Annotated in this window: 17 protein-coding genes; 7 read left to right on the forward strand and 10 right to left on the reverse strand. The window is 62.6% G+C overall.

The window, feature by feature from the left end; genetic code table 11:
• Positions 1–13 precede the first annotated feature (13 nt).
• Both AC3EML_RS21215 and AC3EML_RS21220 read right to left on the reverse strand, forming a co-directional pair.
• On the reverse strand, positions 14–757 hold the full coding sequence (locus AC3EML_RS21215; protein WP_352520385.1) for an alanyl-tRNA editing protein: 744 nt from the start codon (positions 755–757) through the stop codon (positions 14–16).
• The gene (locus AC3EML_RS21220; RefSeq protein ID WP_023682581.1) at positions 757–1791 is read right to left on the reverse strand and encodes a cysteine synthase A; all 1035 of its coding nucleotides are present in this window, start codon (positions 1789–1791) and stop codon (positions 757–759) included. The genes AC3EML_RS21215 and AC3EML_RS21220 overlap by 1 nt, the downstream gene beginning before the upstream one ends.
• Before the next feature lie 214 nt (positions 1792–2005).
• On the opposite strand from AC3EML_RS21220, the gene AC3EML_RS21225 reads away from it, so the two are divergent.
• On the forward strand, positions 2006–2827 hold the full coding sequence (locus AC3EML_RS21225) for an SDR family oxidoreductase (protein ID WP_352520386.1): 822 nt from the start codon (positions 2006–2008) through the stop codon (positions 2825–2827).
• Between the two features lie 70 nt (positions 2828–2897).
• Positions 2898–3878: an alpha/beta hydrolase gene (locus AC3EML_RS21230; RefSeq protein ID WP_023835255.1), complete on the forward strand. Its 981-nt coding sequence runs from the start codon at positions 2898–2900 to the stop codon at positions 3876–3878.
• Positions 3879–3972: 94 nt separating this feature from the next.
• Here AC3EML_RS21230 and AC3EML_RS21235 read toward each other — a convergent pair whose 3' ends face one another.
• Positions 3973–5409 carry a DEAD/DEAH box helicase gene (locus tag AC3EML_RS21235; protein WP_488505308.1) on the reverse strand — a complete coding sequence of 479 codons (1437 nt, stop codon included), beginning with the start codon at positions 5407–5409 and terminating at the stop codon, positions 3973–3975.
• A 406-nt stretch (positions 5410–5815) separates the two neighbouring features.
• Here AC3EML_RS21235 and AC3EML_RS21240 point away from each other — a divergent pair, with 406 nt between their 5' ends.
• Entirely contained in the window at positions 5816–7348 is a 1533-nt protein-coding gene (locus tag AC3EML_RS21240) for an acyl-CoA carboxylase subunit beta (RefSeq protein WP_352520387.1), read from the forward strand.
• Between the two features lie 6 nt (positions 7349–7354).
• Positions 7355–8425 carry a M48 family metallopeptidase gene (locus tag AC3EML_RS21245; protein ID WP_352520388.1) on the forward strand — a complete coding sequence of 357 codons (1071 nt, stop codon included), beginning with the start codon at positions 7355–7357 and terminating at the stop codon, positions 8423–8425.
• A 25-nt stretch (positions 8426–8450) separates the two neighbouring features.
• On the opposite strand, the gene AC3EML_RS21250 is transcribed toward AC3EML_RS21245, so the two are convergent.
• Together AC3EML_RS21250 and AC3EML_RS21255 are read right to left on the reverse strand one after the other, a co-directional pair.
• Positions 8451–10451 (reverse strand): hypothetical protein, encoded by a 2001-nt coding sequence (locus AC3EML_RS21250; RefSeq protein WP_352520389.1) that lies wholly within the window; start codon positions 10449–10451, stop codon positions 8451–8453.
• Positions 10448–12001, reverse strand: coding sequence for a bifunctional ADP-dependent NAD(P)H-hydrate dehydratase/NAD(P)H-hydrate epimerase (locus AC3EML_RS21255; protein ID WP_023672777.1), 1554 nt, complete (start codon positions 11999–12001; stop codon positions 10448–10450). The genes AC3EML_RS21250 and AC3EML_RS21255 overlap by 4 nt, the downstream gene beginning before the upstream one ends.
• 384 nt (positions 12002–12385) lie before the next feature.
• Between AC3EML_RS21255 and AC3EML_RS21260 the strand changes: the two genes are divergently transcribed.
• Both AC3EML_RS21260 and glnA read left to right on the forward strand, forming a co-directional pair.
• Positions 12386–12724 carry a P-II family nitrogen regulator gene (locus AC3EML_RS21260; protein WP_006205430.1) on the forward strand — a complete coding sequence of 113 codons (339 nt, stop codon included), beginning with the start codon at positions 12386–12388 and terminating at the stop codon, positions 12722–12724.
• Between the two features lie 58 nt (positions 12725–12782).
• Positions 12783–14192, forward strand: a complete 1410-nt coding sequence (glnA, locus tag AC3EML_RS21265; protein ID WP_023672775.1) for a type I glutamate--ammonia ligase — start codon at positions 12783–12785, stop codon at positions 14190–14192.
• Positions 14193–14328: 136 nt separating this feature from the next.
• On the opposite strand, the gene AC3EML_RS21270 is transcribed toward glnA, so the two are convergent.
• Positions 14329–15369 carry a glutamine synthetase beta-grasp domain-containing protein gene (locus AC3EML_RS21270; RefSeq protein ID WP_023755199.1) on the reverse strand — a complete coding sequence of 347 codons (1041 nt, stop codon included), beginning with the start codon at positions 15367–15369 and terminating at the stop codon, positions 14329–14331.
• 316 nt (positions 15370–15685) lie between these two features.
• Between AC3EML_RS21270 and AC3EML_RS21275 the strand changes: the two genes are divergently transcribed.
• A complete protein-coding gene (locus AC3EML_RS21275; protein WP_023682589.1) occupies positions 15686–15883 on the forward strand; it encodes a DUF2735 domain-containing protein in 198 nt (65 codons plus the stop codon).
• A 94-nt stretch (positions 15884–15977) separates the two neighbouring features.
• On the opposite strand, the gene AC3EML_RS21280 is transcribed toward AC3EML_RS21275, so the two are convergent.
• The 4 genes from AC3EML_RS21280 to AC3EML_RS21295 all read right to left on the reverse strand — a co-directional run bounded on the left by AC3EML_RS21280 (position 15978) and on the right by AC3EML_RS21295 (position 20745).
• Positions 15978–17864, reverse strand: coding sequence for an MFS transporter (locus AC3EML_RS21280; RefSeq protein WP_352520390.1), 1887 nt, complete (start codon positions 17862–17864; stop codon positions 15978–15980).
• Between the two features lie 177 nt (positions 17865–18041).
• Positions 18042–18833, reverse strand: a complete 792-nt coding sequence (locus AC3EML_RS21285) for an ATP12 family chaperone protein (protein ID WP_352520391.1) — start codon at positions 18831–18833, stop codon at positions 18042–18044.
• 11 nt (positions 18834–18844) lie between these two features.
• A complete protein-coding gene (locus AC3EML_RS21290) occupies positions 18845–19702 on the reverse strand; it encodes a DMT family transporter (protein ID WP_081727411.1) in 858 nt (285 codons plus the stop codon).
• A gap of 62 nt (positions 19703–19764) precedes the next feature.
• Positions 19765–20745 carry an RluA family pseudouridine synthase gene (locus tag AC3EML_RS21295; protein WP_023691252.1) on the reverse strand — a complete coding sequence of 327 codons (981 nt, stop codon included), beginning with the start codon at positions 20743–20745 and terminating at the stop codon, positions 19765–19767.
• Positions 20746–20808 lie beyond the last annotated feature (63 nt).

Consider the following 20808-nt stretch of genomic DNA (forward strand, 5'->3'; position numbering starts at 1 on the left):
GATCATGGTTCGTTCAAGCTACCGGCATTGGTCCGAAGCGAATGCGAAAACGCCGGTTTTCGCGGCCCTTCTTCTCGATCTTGCCGATATGGATTTCACCGACTTCGCCGGTGCTTTTGACATGGGTGCCGCCGCAGGGCTGGCTGTCGATCGAAGCGTTGTCGCCGATGCAGACCAGGCGGATCTTGCCGGTGCCGGCGGGCGGCCGGACATTCTTGGATTTCACCAGGCCAGGATTGGCTGCCAGTTCCTCGTCGGTGATCAGCCTGACGAAGATCGGATGATCGGCTCGCACCAGCTCCATCAGCCCGGCGGTGACGTCTTCCCTGGTGAAGCCGGCATCGGGAGCGTCGAAGTCGACGCGGCTGTCATCTTCGGAAACCGCAGCACCGGTAATCGGAAACGGACAGACTACGGTGAGCAAATGGCAAGCTGCGTGCATGCGCATCAGGAGATGCCGCCGCTCCCAGTCGATGGCGAGTTTCACCTGCTCGCCGACCTCGGGTGCCGGCTGCTCCGGCGCCGGCACATGGATAATCTCGTCCTTGGTCTCGCCGGTGATGGTGGCGGCAATGGCGATGCGGCTGCCGTCGGCGCGCTCTAATGTTCCGGTATCGCCAGGCTGGCCGCCCGATGTGGCATAGAAGATGGTCCGGTCGAGAATGATGCCGCCGCGCTCGTTGATGGCGACAACAGTGGCGTCAGCCGCTCTGACATAGGCGTCGTCGCGAAACAGCGCTTCTGTTCTGTGCGCCATCAGGCGACCTTCTCATACGGCACCGAAATTGTGCTGCGCTCATCCATCCAGCCCGGCACCGGCAGGTTCTTATCCCGCAGGAATTCCGGGTTGAACAGCTTCGACTGGTAGCGCGTGCCATAGTCGGCAAGGATGGTCACGATGGTGTGGCCGGGGCCAAGCTCGCGCGCCAGCCGTATCGCGCCGGCAATGTTGATGCCGGTCGAACCGCCGACGCACAGGCCTTCTTCCTGGATCAGGTCGAAGACGATCGGCAGCGCTTCCTCGTCCGGCACCTGGAACGAGAAGTCCGGCGTGAACCCATCGAGATTTGCCGTGATACGCCCCTGCCCTATCCCTTCGGTGATCGAGCTGCCGTCGGACTTCAATTCGCCACTGGTGTAGAAGGAATAGAGCGCCGCACCCAGCGGATCGGCGAGTGCGATCTTGACGTTGCTGCTCCTGGCCTTCAGCCCGAAGGCGACGCCGGCCAGCGTTCCGCCCGAACCCACCGCCGAGACGAAACCGTCGACCTTGCCGCCGGTCTGCGTCCAGATTTCTTCCGCCGTGGTGCGGATATGGCCGTCGCGATTGGCAACGTTGTCGAACTGGTTGGCCCAGATCGCGCCGTTCGGCTCCGACCTCGCCATCTGCTCGGCCAACCGCCCCGACAGTTTCACGTAATTGTTGGGGTTCTTGTAAGGCACCGCCGGCACTTCGATCAGCTCGGCGCCAAGCAGCTTGATCGTGTCCTTCTTTTCCTGGCTCTGGGTGTCGGGAATGACGATCACCGTGCGATAGCCCAGCGCCTTGGCAACCAGCGTCAGGCCAATGCCGGTATTGCCTGCCGTGCCTTCGACGATGACCCCGCCCGGCTTCAACAGCCCGCGCTGTTCGGCGTCGCGGATGATGAACAGGCCTGCGCGATCCTTGACCGACTGGCCGGGGTTCATGAACTCGGCCTTGCCCAGGATCTCGCAGCCGGTCTGCTCCGAGGCCTTGTTGAGGCGGATCAGGGGCGTGTTGCCGATCGCTTCGATCACAGAACGGGGCATCCGGGATTCCTTATGTAGCTGCGGCGAGACCCTAGAAACCCGAAGCGTGCGTTTCAAGGTAAGAATTCGCCTGGTCCAGTCGCATTTCGGGCACTGCAATCTCCCGCGGCCGGACAACGCGTGATGACGATCATTTCAACCAGTACGGAAAAGCGCTCTTTTCATTCGATTTTTTCACCGCTAGAGCACTAATGACAGATCGGCAGGGCGCAGAATGACACTTTACCGGGCCAACCCGAAGCACGGCGTCGCCTGGATAACCGGCGGCAGCAGCGGCATCGGCCGTGCGCTGGCAAAGGACCTCGCGGCAAAGGGCTTTGTCGTCGCGGTCACCGCACTCGACGGCGACCCACTCGACGCGCTCATCGTCGAGACGGCGCAGATGCCGGGACGTGTCGTCGCCTACCCTTGCGACGTCACCGACGAGCCGCGCATGGCAAGCACGGTGGCGGCGATTGAAAAGGAGCTTGGGCCGATCGTGCTCGCCGTCTTCAACGCCGGCAACTACATCGCCACGCCCGGCGAAGACCTCAGGGTCCGCGACTTTCGCCAGACCTTCGAGGTCAACTATTTCGGTATCATCAATGGCCTCGTCCCGCTCATGGAGCGCATGCGCGTCCGTGCGCGCGGCCATATCGTGCTTGTCGGATCGGTCACAGCCTATTTCGGCTGGCCGACCACGGCGGCCTATGGCGGCTCGAAGGCGGCGATCAACATCTTGGCCGAGTCGCTGAAATACGATTTCGACAAGATGAATGTCCGGATCCAGGTGATGAATCCGGGCTTCATCGACACCCCGCTGACCGAAAAAAACATGCTGCCAATGCCGGGACTGATGCCGGTCAACCGCGCCTCGCGCCGCATGCTGCGCGGCATCGAGCATGGCGGCTTCGAGGTTACCTTCCCTCACCGGCTGAGCTGGGGGCTGAAGCTGCTGGCACTGCTGCCAAGGCCAGTCTGCCGGTGGTTCATCAGCACGGCGACCCGCTGGACAGGGCGGCCGCTGAATTTCGACCGCAAGCCGCCGAACGAATAGCTGTCCACAGCCCGGCTGTTGCCTGACTGCACCGGCCGCCATAGGCTTTAGAATTGTTGTGGTGTCTGAGATGGGGCGACGGATCGTGCTTGCGGTGCTGGGCGTCGTCATCATCCTTGTCCTGGCCCTCCTGCTTGGTCCGCGCGTTCCCGTCGACACAACAATCAGCTTCGACCCCAAGGTGATCGGCGACGATCCGCAAGCGTATATCGCGCGTGAAGAGGCTACCGTTCCCAACGTCCGCGACGCGCTCGAGAAAGAAATCATCTGGGCCGATCCGATGGTTCACGCCAGGACGGCATTGGCGATCGTCTATATCCATGGCTTTTCGGCATCGAAGGGCGAGGTTCGCCCGCTGGCCGACGAGGTCGCCGACCAACTCGACGCCAACCTTTTCTACACCCGCCTCACCGGTCATGGTCAGGACGGCGCTGCTATGGCGCAAGGCAGCGTCAATGCCTGGATCAACGACTATGAGGAGGCGCTCGCCATCGGCCGGGCCATCGGCGACAAGGTGATCGTCATCGGCACCTCGACCGGTGGATCGCTGGCGGCATGGGCGGCGACTGAGCCTGGCGCATCGGACGGCGTCGCTGCAATCGCATTCATCTCGCCGAATTTCGGCGTCAGGGCTGCAGGCGCCGAGCTGCTGACCATGCCCTGGGGCAGGCAGATCGCCGAGTTCGTCGGCGGCAAGGAGCGCAGCTTTACGACCCGCAACGCGCTGCACGAGAAACTCTGGACGCACACCTATCCAATGGCGGCCGTGCTACCGATGGCGGCGCTGACCAACCTTGCCTACGCAGCGCCTGTGGAGAAGGCAACCATACCGGCGCTGTTCATCTTCTCGGATTCCGACAAGGTGGTGCGCCAGGATCGCACCCGCGAAATCGCCGGCCGCTGGGGCGCACCGCATGAACTGGTGCCCGTCGACGACAATGGCGATCCCGACAACCACGTCATTGCCGGCGACGCGCTGTCGCCCTCGACCACGGCATTCCTGGCGCAGCGGATCGTCGTGTGGGTTCAGGCAACTACCGGGCAGCCCTAAACGAAAAAGGACGGCCGAAGCATTGCCCCGGCCGTCCTCATATTCAATCGTCAGCAATCAAGCCAGGCTCGACGAGCCTGACCGGTTCGTCTGATCAGGCAGCCCGCGCCGCGGGCCGCTTGCCGCCGAAGCGGCGCTTGTTGTTGCCCTTGAAGGCCTTGGCGCCTTCCGGCTTGCGCTCGCTTGCACCCGCAAAGGCCGGCTTGTCACCAAAACGCTTCTTGGCGAAGCCGTTGTTCTGGCCACCGGGCCGCCTGCCGTCGCGACGGCCATTGCGGTCGTTGCGATCATTGGCGGGCTCGAAGCGCTCGTTCTTTTCGGCCGGATTGCGCACCGGATCCGGGCTGCCGAGATGGTCGGCAACGATCGGCAGCTTGCTGCGGATGATGCGCTCGACCTGACGCAGCTTGCTGTTTTCGGAAGGATCGCAAAGCGTGATGGCGATGCCGTCCATGCCGTTACGGCCGGTACGGCCGATGCGGTGGACATAGCTTTCGGCCTCATCCGGCAGGTCGAAATTCACCACATGGCTGATGCCGGGAACGTCGATGCCGCGCGCCGCGATGTCGGTCGCCACAAGAATGCGCACCGAGCCCTCGCGGAAATCGTTGAGCGCCTTCTGGCGGGCGTTCTGCGACTTGTTGCCGTGGATGACGGCGGCCTTGAAGCCGTCGCGTTCGAGGTCCTTGGTCACCCGGTCGGCGCCATGTTTGGTGCGCGAAAAGATGATGACGGACTTCATCGCTTCGTCGGCGAGCATCGTCGACAGCACCTGGCGCTTCTGCTTGGTGCGGGCAAAGACAACGCCCTGCACGATTTCGGCAGCAGCGGTGCTCTGCGGCGCGACTTCGACGCGGATCGGGTTCTTCAACAGGCCCTTCGCCAGTTCGGCGATTTCATTGGGCATGGTGGCCGAGAACAGCACCGTCTGACGGTCGGGCGCGGTCGCCTTGGCGATCCGCTTGACGTCGTTGATGAAGCCCATGTCGAGCATGCGGTCACCCTCGTCCAGCACCAGCCATTTGGTGTCGGAGAGAATGAGGTCGCCCTCGCGCACCAGGTCGGTCAGGCGGCCGGGCGTGGCGATCAGGATGTCGACGCCGGGAGCGACCTTCTTCACCTGGCTGAAGCGCGAGACGCCGCCAAGCACGAGAGCGGTCGAGACATGCGCGCCCTTGGCGAGGATCTTGATGGTGTCCTCGATCTGGACGGCGAGTTCGCGCGTCGGCGCCAGGATCAGCGCACGGGTGGTCTTGGCCCGGCGCTTGGTGCCGAGCGCGATGATCTTCGACAGGATCGGCAGCGCGAAGGCTGCGGTCTTGCCCGAGCCGGTCTGGGCGATGCCGAAGATATCACGGCCTTCCATCTGCGGCGGGATCGCCTGCGTCTGGATCGGCTTCGGCTCGGTGAAGCCGGCGCCATGCGTCGCCTTGAGCAGCGCGCCGGCAATTCCAAGAGCTGCGAAACCGGTGAGCTCCGCAGTGTTGCCGGTCGAGATAGCGTTACCGGCTGAGGTGTTTTCGTTGGTCAAAATAGTCTTCTTTCACGCGGCCTTGGCCGCAACATCGATGGCGGCAGGGCGCAACCTGCCGTCGAAAAATTTGATATGAAACGACAAGGCGGGCGGACGGAAACGTCCACTCGGCTGCGCTGTCGTGCCCGCTGGCGTCATGCCACGGGGCTCTTTCGCCACTTCGCGATGTATCGGAAAGAGGGGCCGATATACCGGAAAGAGGGAAAACAGACGCAACCAGTCTCATTTGTCGAGAAGGCCGGAATCTCCGGCCCAAGCGCCTATGGGCTGCATATGGCTGAGTTCGCTCCGGAATGCAAGGGGCCACATGCTGCAGCGCAATAATCGAGGCCGAAAGCGGCGCTTGCACACGCCTGCAGCCATCATTACCACAAATGCAGCTGCCATTTCTGGAGACCGAGCGATGAAGGACGTGCTGAAGGAACTCGAGCGCCGCCGCGAGATCGCCCGCATGGGTGGCGGCCAGACCCGCATCGACGCCCAGCACAAGAAGGGCAAGCTGACGGCGCGCGAACGTATCGAGATCTTTCTCGACGAAGGCTCGTTCGAGGAGTTCGACATGTATGTCGAGCATCGCTCGACCGATTTCGGCATGGAGAAGACCAAGATCGCCGGCGATGGCGTCGTCACCGGCTGGGGCACGGTCAATGGCCGTCCGGTCTATCTGTTCGCCAAGGACTTTACCGTCTTCGGCGGCTCGCTGTCGGAGGCGCACGCCGAAAAGGTCATCAAGGTGCAGGAGATGGCGCTGCGTAATCGCGCGCCGATCATCGGCCTCTACGACGCCGGCGGCGCCCGCATCCAGGAAGGCGTGGCGGCGCTTGGCGGCTATGCCGAGATCTTTCAGCGCAATGTGCTGGCCTCCGGCGTCATTCCGCAGATTTCCGTGATCATGGGCCCTTGCGCCGGCGGCGACGTCTATTCGCCGGCGATGACCGACTTCATCTTCATGGTCCGCGACACCTCTTACATGTTCGTCACCGGGCCGGATGTGGTGAAGACCGTCACCAACGAGACGGTGACCGCCGAGAGCCTTGGCGGCGCGTCCGTCCACACGACGAAATCCTCGATCGCCGATGGCGCCTACGACAATGACGTCGAGGCGCTGTTGCAGATGCGCCGGCTGGTCGATCTGCTGCCGGCGTCCAACACGTCGGAGCTTCCTGAGATCGAGTGCTACCAGTCGGTCACCGACCATGATCTGTCGCTCGACCGGCTGATCCCGGACAACGCCAACAAGCCTTATGATATCAAGGAGTTGATCCTCAAAGTTGCCGACGAAGGCGACTTCTTCGAAATCCAGCAGAACTTCGCCAAGAACATCGTCACCGGTTTTGGCCGCGTCGAGGGCCGTACCGTCGGCTTCGTCGCCAACCAGCCGATGGTGCTGGCCGGCGTGCTCGATTCCGACGCAAGCCGCAAGGCGGCGCGCTTCGTGCGCTTCTGCGACTGTTTTTCCATTCCCATCGTCACCTTCGTCGACGTCCCCGGCTTCCTCCCCGGCACCGCGCAGGAATATGGCGGCCTGATCAAGCATGGCGCGAAACTCCTGTTTGCCTACGCCGAGGCGACCGTGCCGAAAATCACGGTCATCACCCGCAAAGCCTATGGCGGCGCCTATGACGTGATGGCCTCAAAACATCTGCGCGGCGATATGAACTATGCCTGGCCGACGGCGCAGATCGCGGTGATGGGGGCGAGAGGCGCGGTCGAGATCATCTACCGCAAGGATATCGGCGACGCCGAAAAGATCGCAGCTCACACAAAGGCTTACGAGGACCGTTTCCTGTCGCCCTTCGTCGCCGCCGAACGCGGCTATGTCGACGAGGTGATCATGCCGCATTCGACCCGCCGCCGCATTGCCCGGGCACTGCGCATGCTGCGCAACAAGGACATGCAGAACCCTTGGAAGAAGCACGACAACATCCCGTTGTAACATCCAATGTCGCGACTGATCATCAGCGCCGGTCGGCGGTTTGGCAGGTTCACGGTCCTGTTTTTCGTTGTTCCCGCCCTCGTCATCTTGTGCGTCTGGATGTCCCTGCTCGACAACCATCCGATCTGGTTTATCGCCAGCGGCTTTGTCGTCATGCCGATCGCCACCACGGCCATGGCATTTCTGTTCGGCACATTGTTTGCGGGCTTCCGACGCAGCAAGATCAAAGGCGTCAGTGAAGCAGAAGCGCCCGGCCTGTGGGCGCTGTGGCGGAGCGTCGCCGGACCGCGCCGTGCTGCGCGCACGGTTGTCATACTAGAGGGCAACCTGAACGCCAGCGTGCGCGAGGAGCGCACGCTTCTCGGCCTTCTCGGCAATCGGCTGTTTCTAACCATTGGCATCCCTCTCCTCGCAGTGACCGATGAAAGAGCGCTTGCCGCGATCCTTGCCCATGAGGACGCGCATGTGCGCAACAAGGATACCAATGGCAGCCTCAATCTCGCTGAGTTCGAAAACGGTTTCGGATTTGTCTTCGAGTATGCCCCGCCCGGAACCACGATCACAGGCAGCCTGCTCCACGCCGCTATCGGCTGGCTGTCGCAATCGTTCGAGCGGGAAGAAATCCGGCTTTCGCGCGAAGCGGAGATCAAGGCAGATCGACACGCGGCATCCTCCGGCGACGCCGAGCACGCCGCACGCGCGCTGTTGCTTCTTGCCACGGCAGACGTGCATTTCGCGGAGACGGTCTATGACCCTTTGCAGCATGAATTGCGAGGTGCTTTGCGTCCGCCGCGACCGCCGCTCGAGCGCATGCTGGAAGCTGCCGGCCAGCTGCGAGAACCCATTTGCCTCAATGTTTGCGCCCGCAAGGCGTGGGCAAGCCCGGATGACGCAAAGTCCACCCATCCATCATTGGCTCAACGGCTGGCGGCGCTTGGCTACACGGAGCCGCCCGACCTGGACCCGATCGCCGTGACCGCGCTCTCGACGCTGCTGAACTCGAGCGTAGCACAGCGCCACATTTCGGAATTCGACACCAAATGGACTGCGCGGATGGAAGACTATCTCCAGCGCTGAACTGGTGGTCGCCCAACTCGCAGGCTCACTCCTCTTCCGCCGCCCCGAACCCCGCATCCCTGGGGGCGCTGGTCGCGCTCGCCCAGGGCGTCGCGTGATTATCGATGCGCATCTGGAAGATGAAATAGGTCGGCGAGCAGTAGCCGATGCCTTTCACCTTGGCAGCACCCGGCGTGTCCGGCGGCAGCGACTGGCACATATAGTCCTCGCGGCAGAAATGATCAGCCGAGCAGGCTGGACGGTTGCCGCGGTTGACCGCGCCGCCGAGGCACTGGTCGAAATTGTTGGTGGCGACGCAGGTGTCGAATTTCTTGCCGCCGACCATGCCGCAAATTTCCGATGGCATCGGCTTGCCCGTCTTGAATGCGGCGAAGCTGCGGTCCTTGTCGTCGCAAGCGCGATAAGCGATGCCTGCCGGTACGCCGATTTTCGGTGGGCGGCAGGTGTAGGCGGTCCGCGATAAGGTCGGCGCAAAAGCAGCGAACTGGCCGGTGATCTTGTAGCGGTCGTTGAACGGCTGCGACGGGTTGCTGGCGATCGAGCCGGTCAGGCAGGGATGGCCCGAAAACATCTTTGGGCTGTCCTTGGGCAACAGACATTGCGCCAACGCGGTATGCACGCCTGAAGCCGTCGCCAGTGGCGTGCAGACCGTACCGCCGCCGCATTGCCAGGTCGCGCCGAAGCGTTTTGCATCCTCCGGCATCAGGCACGGCATCGCCATCTCGGCTGGGGCGTAGTCGACATCGCCGGCATCGGTCCATGTCGCCGGCGGCGCGAAGGACAGCGGCCGGTAGCGGTTCGGCTCCTTGCCTTCTTCCGTCGCGCGCAGCCAAGCCTCACGTCGCGGAATCTCGGCATGGAGATGCGGCGAGATGCCGACCTCGATCCGGTTGAGCGGCGACGTCGTTTTGTCGTCGAGGCCGATGAAGTGAAAGCCGGCCGTCGAGCCCGCCTGGTGGCAGCCCTGGCAGGCGCCATTGTCCAGCCGCTCGACCAGCGCCTCCGGTGTCCGCACCAGCTTTAGCGCCGCATAGTCCAAGCCGGCGAAATCCGCTGGCTGGAACAGCGGCGTGAACGGATGGTTGGCCCGTCTCGCGCTGCCGAAGGTCGACCACGAGATGATTTTCTTCGCCAGGAATTCGTCGGGGATTTCGTAGACGCCGAGATCGACGGCCGCGACATTGGCGCTGACGTAGTCGGCGAGCCTTTTCTTGAGTGCAGCATTGTCCGAGAGCCGCGCAATGTCAGGCGAATTCTCCAGCGGCTTCTCGCTGATGGCAGCGCCATCGATGCCGAAGATCCGCATCAGATAGGCCGCCTGCCCGCCGAACTCGGTCTCCTGGCCCGAGGGAAAGCGCACCACTTGCGCGTTGAGTTCGAGCTGTTTGAAAGTCAGTTCCTCCGGTGCCAGCGGCCCGCCGACCAGCCAGCCGGCATCGACGTTTTCGTCGATCTGCGGTGTCCAGCGCCCGGCAACGCCGACGCAGCCGCCATCGGCATCCGGCGCCACGCTGTAGACGGCGTTGAAATTGAATGGCAGCCGCGATGCCAGAACCTTGCCGTTCTTGCGGAAACTGTAGGCCAGGCGATAGACAAAGCGCACCTCGCCACAGCTCTTGTCACCTTGCAGCGCGGTGAAGTCACGCCGGTCCAGCCGGTTGACGACGCCGACCAGGCGGAAGCGCGCGGCCTCGGTCTTCAGCCAGCGCATATCCATGATGCGGCCGACATTGCCGTCGGTCACCTCGTAGAGCGTGCGCCCGCCGGCCTTTATCTCGGCCCGCAGCGTGGCAATATCGGCCGCCACCATGTCGACAACGGCACGATAGGCCGGCGCCTCACTGTAGAGCGTCTTCAGATCGTCCGGGCCGTCGACGGCGAAAATGCGGGCGAAGCCAAAACCCTTGGCATCGAGGGCGGCGAGCACCGCCGGATCGTCGACGATGGTCACCGGCTGCTCAGCGCGCACGCCATGCGAGGCGAACAGTGCGATGACGGCCGCGATGACGAGCGCGAAACGCTTCATCCGATCGGCACCTTCTGCCGTGCCTCGACAAGTTCACGCAGCACCGGCACCAGGGCCAGCGGCAGATCCTCCGCGATCAATCCAGGACCGAAGCGGCTGCCGGCCTCGGCATGGATCCAGACCGCTGCGCAGGCGGCCTCGAATGCCTGCATGCCCTGCGCCAGCAGCGCGGCGACAATGCCCGCCAGCACGTCGCCGGAACCGGCGGTGGCGAGCCATGGTGCACCATTGGCGTTGATCACCGCGCGGCCGTCCGGCGCCGCGATGACGGTGTCGGCGCCCTTGTAGACCATGATGGCGTTGGCTCGTTCAGCGGCTGCGCGCGCCTTGGCGAGTTTCGACTGCTTCTTGTCCTTCGCGATGTCGGGAAAAAGTCTGGCGAATTCGCCTTCATGCGGCGTCAGCACCAATACCGGCGCCAGCGGGAGCAGCGCGGCGTCGAACAGGGCCTGAGGCTGATGCGCCAATGACGTGATGGCGTCAGCATCCAAGACAATGGCAGGGCGCTGAATTCCGAATGAACTCGTCGACGTGCGGTTTAGGTCAGCGACCGTCGCGATCAATTGCAACGCGAAATCCCCCACTTTGGGTTTCGGCCCGAGCCCTGGTCCGAACACAAGTACTTCGGGGTGCCTCGCCGACAAAAATTCCTGCACTTCCTCCATCGAACCGGCCTCGCGCAGCATGATCGATGTCAGATGCGCCGCGTTTACCTGCATGGCATTTTCAGGCGAGAGCACGGTCACCGCCCCTGCCCCGGCTCTGGCTGCAGCCATCGCCGACAGCCGCGCCGCACCTGTCGCGCTCGGCCCGCCGGAAAAGACGCTGACGTGGCCGCGCTTATACTTATGTGTATCGACCGCCGTTTTCGGAAAACTGTATAGCCAGAAGTCAGGCGTGTTCTCGAACGTCTTGATCTTGAACTCATCGACGATCGCATCCGGAATGCCGATATCGGCGATGATGATCTCGCCGCAGAGGCTGCGCCCCGGCATCAGCAGATGGCCGGGCTTTTTCCGCACGAACGTCACCGTCACGTCGGCCTTGAAATAAGCGTTGCTCAAGCCGGTCTCGCCCGACACACCAGAAGGCAGATCGATTGACACCACAGGCACGCGCTCCGCCGCGGCCAATCCTGAGACGGCAGAGGCATGCAGGGATATCTTCTTCGACAATCCCGCACCATAGAGCGCGTCCACGACGACTTCACCCGGTTCCGGGTAGCAGTGTCCGATGTGCTCGACCGGCAGATTGCAGGCCTCGGAAGCTCGCGCCGCATCACTCCCGGGCTTCTGCTTGCCTTCGGCCCAGAGCGCCACATTCACACCAGCCTCGGCCAGCAACCGCGCTACAACATAGCCGTCGCCACCATTATTGCCGGGGCCGCACAGCACGTGCACGCGGCTTGCTGCGGGATAGCGTGCCAGGACCACAGCAGCGACCGCTTCGCCGGCGCGCTGCATCAGGCCATAGCCGTCGAGCGGACCGGCCGCGATCGCCAGCCGGTCGGCCTCGCCCATCTCGGCCGGCGACAGGACTTCATTGCTCATGGATTGCCGATCCGCATTTCGTTCAAGGCCGACCCCTTTGTCCGTATCGAGAATTGTCCAGTTTCGGATTCGAAGCAAACGGCCAGGTGCTGCGTTGGCGTGCGGCCAATCCTTTCGCAGACTGGTGCCACGGATCCGCGCGGGCCTGCAAAATGCGCAATCTGCCTAATTATCGTGCAGACGCCCGAAGCGGCAATGTGTAGGCTTCGGGCAGCTTTGCCGCAGCCGAAGCAGAGGATGACGCGAATGTGCATCCCGGCGCGGCGCGGCATTGGAATTGCGCGAAACCGCTTCGCGTGGGCTGAAATTGGCACAGTTCGTGCTTGATGGAGGCGCAAGCGGGGCGCACAACCCGTTTTTTTGGCAGTGGAGGCCACTTTTTACATGAAAAAGATCGAAGCGATCATCAAGCCGTTCAAGCTAGACGAAGTGAAGGAAGCGCTTCAGGAGGCCGGTCTGCAAGGCATTACCGTGACCGAGGCTAAGGGCTTTGGCCGCCAGAAAGGCCATACCGAACTCTATCGCGGCGCCGAATATGTCGTCGACTTCCTGCCCAAGGTGAAGATCGAAGTCGTGCTGGGCGACGACGCCGTCGAAGGCGCCATCGAAGCCATCCGCAAAGCGGCGCAGACCGGCCGCATCGGCGACGGCAAGATCTTCGTCTCCAACATCGAGGAGGTCGTTCGCATCCGTACCGGCGAAACGGGGATGGACGCCGTCTGAGCTTTCTGATTTCAGATTAACGTCTCCTCGAAACGTCATCACACAGGGAAGAAACGACATGACGACAGCCAAAGACATCATGAAGCAGATCAAGGACAACGACGTGAAATTCGTCGACCTGCGCTTCACCGATCCGAAGGGCAAGCTGCAGCACGTGACGATGGATGTCATCGAGGTCGAGGAAGACATGTTCGCCGACGGCGTCATGTTCGACGGCTCCTCGATCGCCGGCTGGAAGGCGATCAACGAGTCCGACATGGTGCTGATGCCCGATGCGGACACCGTCCACATGGATCCGTTCTTCGCCCAGTCGACCATGGTCATCCTGTGCGACATTCTCGATCCGGTATCCGGCGAATCCTACAACCGCGACCCGCGCGGCACCGCCAAGAAGGCCGAGGCCTACATGAAGGCCGAAGGCATCGGCGACACCATCTATGTCGGCCCCGAAGCCGAGTTCTTCGTCTTCGACGACGTCAAGTACAAGGCCGATCCCTACAACACCGGGTTCAAGCTGGACTCGACCGAACTGCCGTCCAACGACGACACCGACTACGAGACCGGCAATCTCGGCCACCGCCCGCGCGTCAAGGGCGGCTACTTCCCTGTGCCGCCGATCGACAGCGCGCAGGACATGCGCTCCGAAATGCTGACCGTGCTCGCCGAAATGGGCGTGCGCGTCGAAAAGCACCATCACGAGGTTGCCGCTGCCCAGCACGAGCTCGGCATCAAGTTCGACACGCTGGTCCGCAACGCCGACAAGATGCTGATCTATAAATATGTCGTGCACCAGGTCGCCAACGCCTATGGCAAGACGGCCACCTTCATGCCGAAGCCGATTTTCGGCGACAACGGCTCGGGCATGCACGTCCACCAGTCGATCTGGAAGAACGGCAAGCCGACCTTCGCCGGCAATGAATATGCCGGCCTGTCGGAGTCGTGCCTGTTCTACATCGGCGGCATCATCAAGCACGCCAAGGCGATCAACGCCTTCACCAACCCGCTGACCAACTCCTACAAGCGCCTTGTGCCTGGCTATGAAGCCCCGGTGCTGCTCGCCTACTCCGCGCGCAACCGTTCGGCCTCCTGCCGCATTCCGTTCGGCTCGTCCCCGAAAGCCAAGCGCGTCGAGGTCCGCTTCCCCGATCCGGGCGCGAACCCCTACCTCGCTTTCGCCGCCATGCTCATGGCCGGCCTCGACGGCATCAAGAACAAGATCCACCCGGGACAGCCGATGGACAAGGATCTCTACGACCTGCCGCCGAAGGAACTGAAGAAGATCCCGACCGTCTGCGGTTCGCTGCGCGAAGCGCTGCAAAGCTTGGACAAGGACCGCGGCTTCCTGAAAGCCGGCGGCGTCTTCGACGACGACCAGATCGACTCTTACATCGAGCTCAAGATGGCCGAAGTGATGCGCTTCGAAATGACCCCGCATCCGGTCGAATACGACATGTACTATTCGGTCTGAACGATAACCTCAGCGACAAGGAAAAACCCCGGCGTCAGTTCAGACGCCGGGGTTTTTGTTTGACCAATAGCAGACTGTAGACGTGGTAGCAGCAGGCTACGGCGCAGGCTTACGAAGCCTGCGCCGCTATAGATGCTTAGGCGGCCGCCGAAACCTGGGCGCTGGTCGAAACCTCCGCGATGGTCTTCAGGATCTGCGAAGCGATCTGGTAGGGGTCGCCTTGCGAATTCGGGCGGCGGTCTTCCAGGTAGCCCCTGTAGTCATTGTTGACGAAGGAATGCGGCACGCGGATCGAGGCGCCTCGGTCGGCGATGCCGTAGCTGAAGCGGTTCCACGGAGCGGTCTCATGCTTGCCGGTCAGGCGCTTGTCATTGTCCGGGCCGTAGACGGCGATGTGGTCCATCAGGTTCTTGTCGAATTGAGCCATCAGCGCTTCGAAATAGGCCTTGCCGCCGACTTCGCGCATATAGGCGGTCGAGAAGTTGGCGTGCATGCCCGAGCCGTTCCAGTCGGTGTCGCCGAGCGGCTTGCAGTGATACTCGATGTCGATCTCGTACTTTTCGGTCAGGCGCTGCAAGAGATAGCGGGCCATCCACATCTGGTCGGCGGCCTTCTTGGAGCCCTTGCCGAAAATCTGGAATTCCCACTGGCCCTTGGCCACTTCGGCGTTGATGCCTTCATGGTTGATGCCTGCTGCGAGGCAGAGGTCGAGATGCTCCTCGACGATCTGGCGCGCGATCGGGCCGACATTCGAATAGCCGACGCCGGTGTAGTACGGGCCCTGCGGCGCCGGATAGCCGCTCTCGGGGAAGCCGAGCGGACGGCCGTCCTTGTAGAAGAAATACTCCTGCTCGAAGCCGAACCAGGCGCCCTCGTCGTCGAGGATGGTGGCGCGCTTGTTGGACACATGCGGCGTCACGCCATCTGGCATCATCACTTCGCACATCACCAGCACGCCATTGCTGCGGGCCGGGTCCGGGAATACGGCGACCGGCTTCAGCACGCAGTCGGAGCTGTGGCCTTCGGCCTGCTGCGTCGAAGAACCGTCGAAGCCCCACAGCGGCAGCTGCTCGAGCGTCGGGAACTCGGCGAACTCCTTGATCTGGGTCTTGCCGCGAAGATTGGGGACCGGCGTGTAACCATCGAGCCAGATATACTCGAGCTTGTATTTCGTCATTCTAGAGCCTCTCGTTGCTTGATCACCGAACCTGGATGACGCCGGCGCGCCGAGCCATCCAGCAGCCCAGCTGCCGGTCGATAAAATGCAAATCGTGTGCCACTTCAGTTGGTCAGGGTGCGGCAAAAATGCCCTTTCATCCCGCCGGTGATGGCAAGCCGCCTAAGCAATGCGCCCGGATCAATCAAAGGCAGAATTTGCTTAAATAACAGGCAAATGCCGATCTTTCTTTAGGCATCTTGCCTAAAAGGATTGCAGGACCTACCTTGATGGAAAGATGAATCGAAGAGCCTCTCCAGAAGAAAGGAGACCGACCATGGAAATCACCTCAGCCCGTCCGTCGGCCAAAATCCTGATGTTCCCGGTGGCAGCGCGTGCGGGTGCCTCAAATTTAGGCGTAAAGGCCAAGTTTGCGGCAGAGCTTGCTTCGCTGCGCGATCACCCGCTTGCCCATGGCGAGGCCTGGTATCATGAGGCCGCCATTGCGGAGGCCGAACAGCCTCGCAAGAGCTAGGCGTCTTCCGCGCTGATAGATCGAACAGGCCCACAAATCAAAAACCCGGCGCGATCGCTCGCGCCGGGTTTTTTGCTTGATACAGAGCCGTCGGCTACTGCTTGGTATGCAGGTCGGTGCCGAGCGTATCCCTGACGAAGATCATGCCGATGATCAGCGTCACCGCCGCGATCACCACCGGATACCAAAGGCCGTAATAGATATCGCCCTTGTAGGCGCTGAACGCGAACACGATCGCGGGCAGCAGGCCGCCGAACCAGCCATTGCCGATGTGATAGGGCAGTGACATGCCGCTGTAGCGGATGCGTGTCGGGAACATCTCGACCAGGATCGCCGCGATCGGCCCGTAGACCATGGTCACGTAGAGGACCAGGATGAACAGGATGCCGATGACCTTTGCCCAGTTGACCTGTGCGGGGTCGGCAAACATCGCGAACGCGCCCGCTGCCGGAACGCTGTACACGGTCACCTCGGTGGCGCCCGCGGCCTCATCCTTGGTCAGCACCTTGTCCTTGATGGCCTGTTCGGTCGGGACCGCGGTCTTTTCGCCGGCGCGGATGGCTGCCGCATCGAGCTTCAGTTCAGGATTGGCCGCGACAAAGGCGTCGAGCTTCTGGTCGGCAACCTTGGCGGCAGCACGCTTCAGCGGATAACCGCCACCCTGAAGCGCGAGGTTGATACCCTTCTTGAAGGCAGCGTCGCTGGCAGCCTTCTTGTCGCCCGCGGCCTTGGCATCATAAGACGCCACGGTTTCGCTGCCGATCATGGCACTCGCCGGGGTCCCCGCCGCCGCCGTCGAGACGATGTCGTAAGGCACCGAGTTCTTGGCAAGGAAATCGGTCGCGATATCGCACGAACTGACCGGTACGCGCGTGCCGGTCGGATTGAACTGGAAGTTGCAGTCTCCCGGAGCCGCCGTCACTGTGGCGCGCGTGTTCTGCTGTGCTGTGGCGAGCGCCGGATTGGCGGCCCAGGTCAACGCCTTGAACAGCGGGAAGGTGGTGACGACCGCCAGCGCAAGGCCGGCCATGATGATCGGCTTGCGGCCGATCTTGTCGGACAGCCAGCCGAAGAAGACGAAGAAGCCCGTGCCGAGTGCCAGCGCAATGGCGATCATGATGTTGACCGACTGCGCGTCGACCTTGAGCACATTGGCCAGGAAGAACAGTGCATAGAACTGGCCATTGTACCATACCACGGCCTGACCGGCGGTGAGGCCGAACAGCGCCAGGATGGCGATCTTGGCGTTTTTCCACTGGCCGAAGGCTTCCGACAGCGGCGCCTTGGAACTCTTGCCCTCTTCCTTCATGCGCAGGAAGGTCGGCGATTCCGAAAGCGACAGCCGGATCCAGACCGAAATGCCGAGCAGGATAGCCGAGACCAGGAACGGAATGCGCCATCCCCAGGCGTTGAAGGCGTCCTTGCTTACGGAATTCTGCACCAGCAGGATGACAATCAGCGACAGGAAAAGGCCGAGCGTCGCCGTCGTCTGGATCCATGAGGTGTAGAAGCCGCGACGGTCGTCCGGCGCATGTTCCGCGACATAGGTCGCGGCGCCGCCGTACTCGCCGCCAAGCGCCAGGCCCTGCAGCATGCGCAGCGCGATCAACAGGATCGGCGCCAGAATGCCCAGTGTCTCTGAACCCGGAAGCAGGCCGACAAGGAAAGTCGACAGACCCATGATCATGATGGTGACAAGGAATGTGTATTTGCGGCCGACGAGATCGCCGATGCGGCCGAACACCAGCGCGCCGAACGGGCGCACGATGAAGCCGGCGGCGAAGACCAGCAGCGTGAAGATGTAGCGGGTGCTTTCGGGAAACGAGTTGAAGAAGGTCAAGCCGATCGCGCCGGCCAACGCTCCGTAGAGATAGAAATCATACCATTCGAAAACCGCGCCCAGCGAGGAGGCGAAGATGACCTTCTTCTCCTCTCGTGTCATGCCGCGGCTGGCTCCGCCGGCGGTCGATGCCAATGCCATTGAACTGTCCTCCCGTGAATCGTCTGCCTTCGACGCTGGGCGTCATCGTCGGCGTTCCCTCTGAACGCGACTCGAACCAGCCATCAGCGTAAAAAATGACAGAAAGCGACCGCTGGAGGCAGACAGACCTTGGATTTATGACTTTGGTATTAGGTGCAGTGCGGCAAAGGCCGAGGATCAGGTCTTCAGCGCATCGAGCAGGCCGACGGCCGCCATCATGTCGCGTTTGCGGGCCGAGCGGCGTGCGACAGCCTCGGCATCCTGGCCCCAATGCTCGATCTGCCAGTCCTCGTCGACATGGCCGGCGGCCCAAGCCGCGTCGCCATCGAGCGCGCCGTAATCGACCGCCAGCGCCAGCAGCGCCGACCCGGTCAGCGAAGTCATGACATGGATTGCGGCCAGCCGCAGCGGCTCGGCACGCTGGGCAAGATGAGCGCCGAGCACTGCGATGCTCTCGCGCGGCTGCTCGACATGGATGATGCCCTCGGCGAGATTGAACCGAGCCCCTAATGTCGCTCTCGCCCAGTCGATCACCGGATCCCAATGCTGGTTCTGCCGCTCGACCAGCCTCTGTGGCGCGTCGGCGCGGTAGCAGGTCAGATCGGACGAGGCGAAGCGCAAGACGTCCTCCAGCACCGCCTGCGGGTCGCTGGCGACGCCGTCGATGGCGGTGTTGACCAGACGCAGCACCGGCATCGTGACCGGGTCGATGGTCTCGCCCTGTGCAGCGAACTCATTGGCGACCAGGGCGGCGGCCTTTTCGGTCGGCAGCGCCAGCAGCGCCTTGCCCGGCGTGCGCACCGGCTTGCCATCGAGGTGGACGACAAAACCGTCCTCCACAGCTACGACCGACACGTCCTTGTAGAAGCGCTTCGGCAGGTGCGTCTTCATCTGGATCTGGGCGCGGCGGACCGGATCCGGATCGGACAGATGCTTTCCCGCTTCGAGGTCGTTGAGGATGTCACGCATGGTCGAACTTTCTATCCAGGTACCTGCTTGCGCGCCGGCCGGTTGACGATGATCAGGCCGACTGCGATCAGCCCAAGCGCCACAAAGATCCTGGTCGTTGGCGCCTCGCCAAGAATGATAGCGCCGCAGAGGACGCCGAACACCGGCGACAGGAAGGCGAAGCTCGACAGGCCCGATGCCGGATAGCGCCTGAGCAGCCAGAACCACAGCACATAGGTGAAGGCAACTATATAGAGCGACTGGAACAGCAGCGCCAATGTCGGCAAGGCACTGACCGCGCGGATCGGCGGGCCGGCGAAAGGCAGAACCAGGACACCGACAATGGCCGCACCGGCCAGCTGATAAAGCAGCAATTTCTCGGCACTGGTCTCGACCAGTTTCGAACGCTTGATGACGATGCTGGTCGCCGCCCACAGGATGCCCGAGCCGAGGCTGAGCAGATCGCCCATCAAGGTCACGTCGGTGCCGCCGGCAATCCCGTCGGAAAACACCGCCACAAGGCCACAGAAGGCAAGCACGAGCCCGCCAAGCTTGCGCGCGTTGATACGCTCACCGAGCAGGAAATGGCCGCCGATCAGGACCCAGAACGGCATGGTGTTGACCAGCAGTGTGTTGCGGGCAACGGTCGTGTATTCCAGCCCGATATAGAGGCACAGGAACTCGACGCCGAACAGCACGCCGACGATGATGCCGGCGACAAGCGACCCGTCGGCCTTAAACAGCCTGATGCCGCGCAGCCAGCACCAGCCGAGCACACAGAGCCCGCCGATGATCGAACGTGCGATCGAGACGAAAACCGGATCGAAGCCGGCATAGGAGATCTTGGCGGCGACGTAGTTCAGCCCCCAGGAAAAGGTCAACCCGACCATGATGGAAGCAGCCGCCAGATCGACCGCATCGCGGCGATCCAATGCCGAGGCGACGGCCAATGTCAGTCCTCCGCGCTGGCGTCGTCGAAGCCGATCAGGTTCCAGCTCTGGCGCATATGCGGCGGCATCGGCGCGGTGACGTCGATGACGCCCTTGTCCGGGTGCGGAATGACGATGCGGCGCGCATGCAGATGCAGGCGGTTCTGAATGCCGCCCGGAAAGTCCCAGTTGGTGTCGGCCTCGAAATATTTGGGGTCGCCAAGGATCGGGCAGCCGATATAGGCGGCATGAACGCGCAGCTGGTGGGTGCGGCCAGTGTACGGCTCCATTTCCAGCCAGGTCATCGTCTGGGCCGCCTGCTCGATGATGCGATAGTAGGACACGGCGTGGTCGGCGCCCTTTTCGCCATGGGCTGCCACGCGCACGCGGTCGCCGTCCTCGGTCGGCTCCTTGATCAGCCAGGTCGAGATCTTGTCCTCACGCTTGGGCGGGACGCCCTTGACCAGCGCCCAATAGGTCTTCTTGGTCTCGCGCGCCCGGAATGACTCGGAAAGCTTCATCGCCGCAAGCCTGGTGCGGGCAACCACCAGCACGCCCGACGTGTCGCGGTCGAGCCGGTGCACCAGGCGCGGCTTCTCGCCCTTCTGGCTGCGCCAGGCCTCCAGCATGTCGTCGACATTGCGGGTGACGCCCGAGCCGCCTTGCACCGCCAGGCCCGCCGGCTTGTTGAAGACGAAGACTTTTGGATCTTCGTGGATCAGCATCTTGGCCAGCACATCGGCGTCGCCCTGGTTGCGGATCGAGTAACCCGTAAGCGCACTCTCGCCCTTCTTGTCGACCTCGAGCGGCGGCACACGCACCACCTGGCCGGGCTCGACACGGCTGTCGGCCTTGACCCGGCTGCCATCGACGCGGATCTGGCCCGAGCGCAGCAACTTCTGCAGATGGCCAAAGCCGAGGCCGGGGAAATGGGTCTTGAACCAGCGATCGAGCCGCATGCCCGCCTCGCCGGCCTCCACCGTGATCTGTTCTACGCCTGCCATGATTTTCGCTTTATCCGTTTCTAACGCGTGACCCCGAAAATCTACTCCGGCCTTCGGAAAGGA

It is taken from the genome of Mesorhizobium sp. P170090, assembly GCF_057786115.1.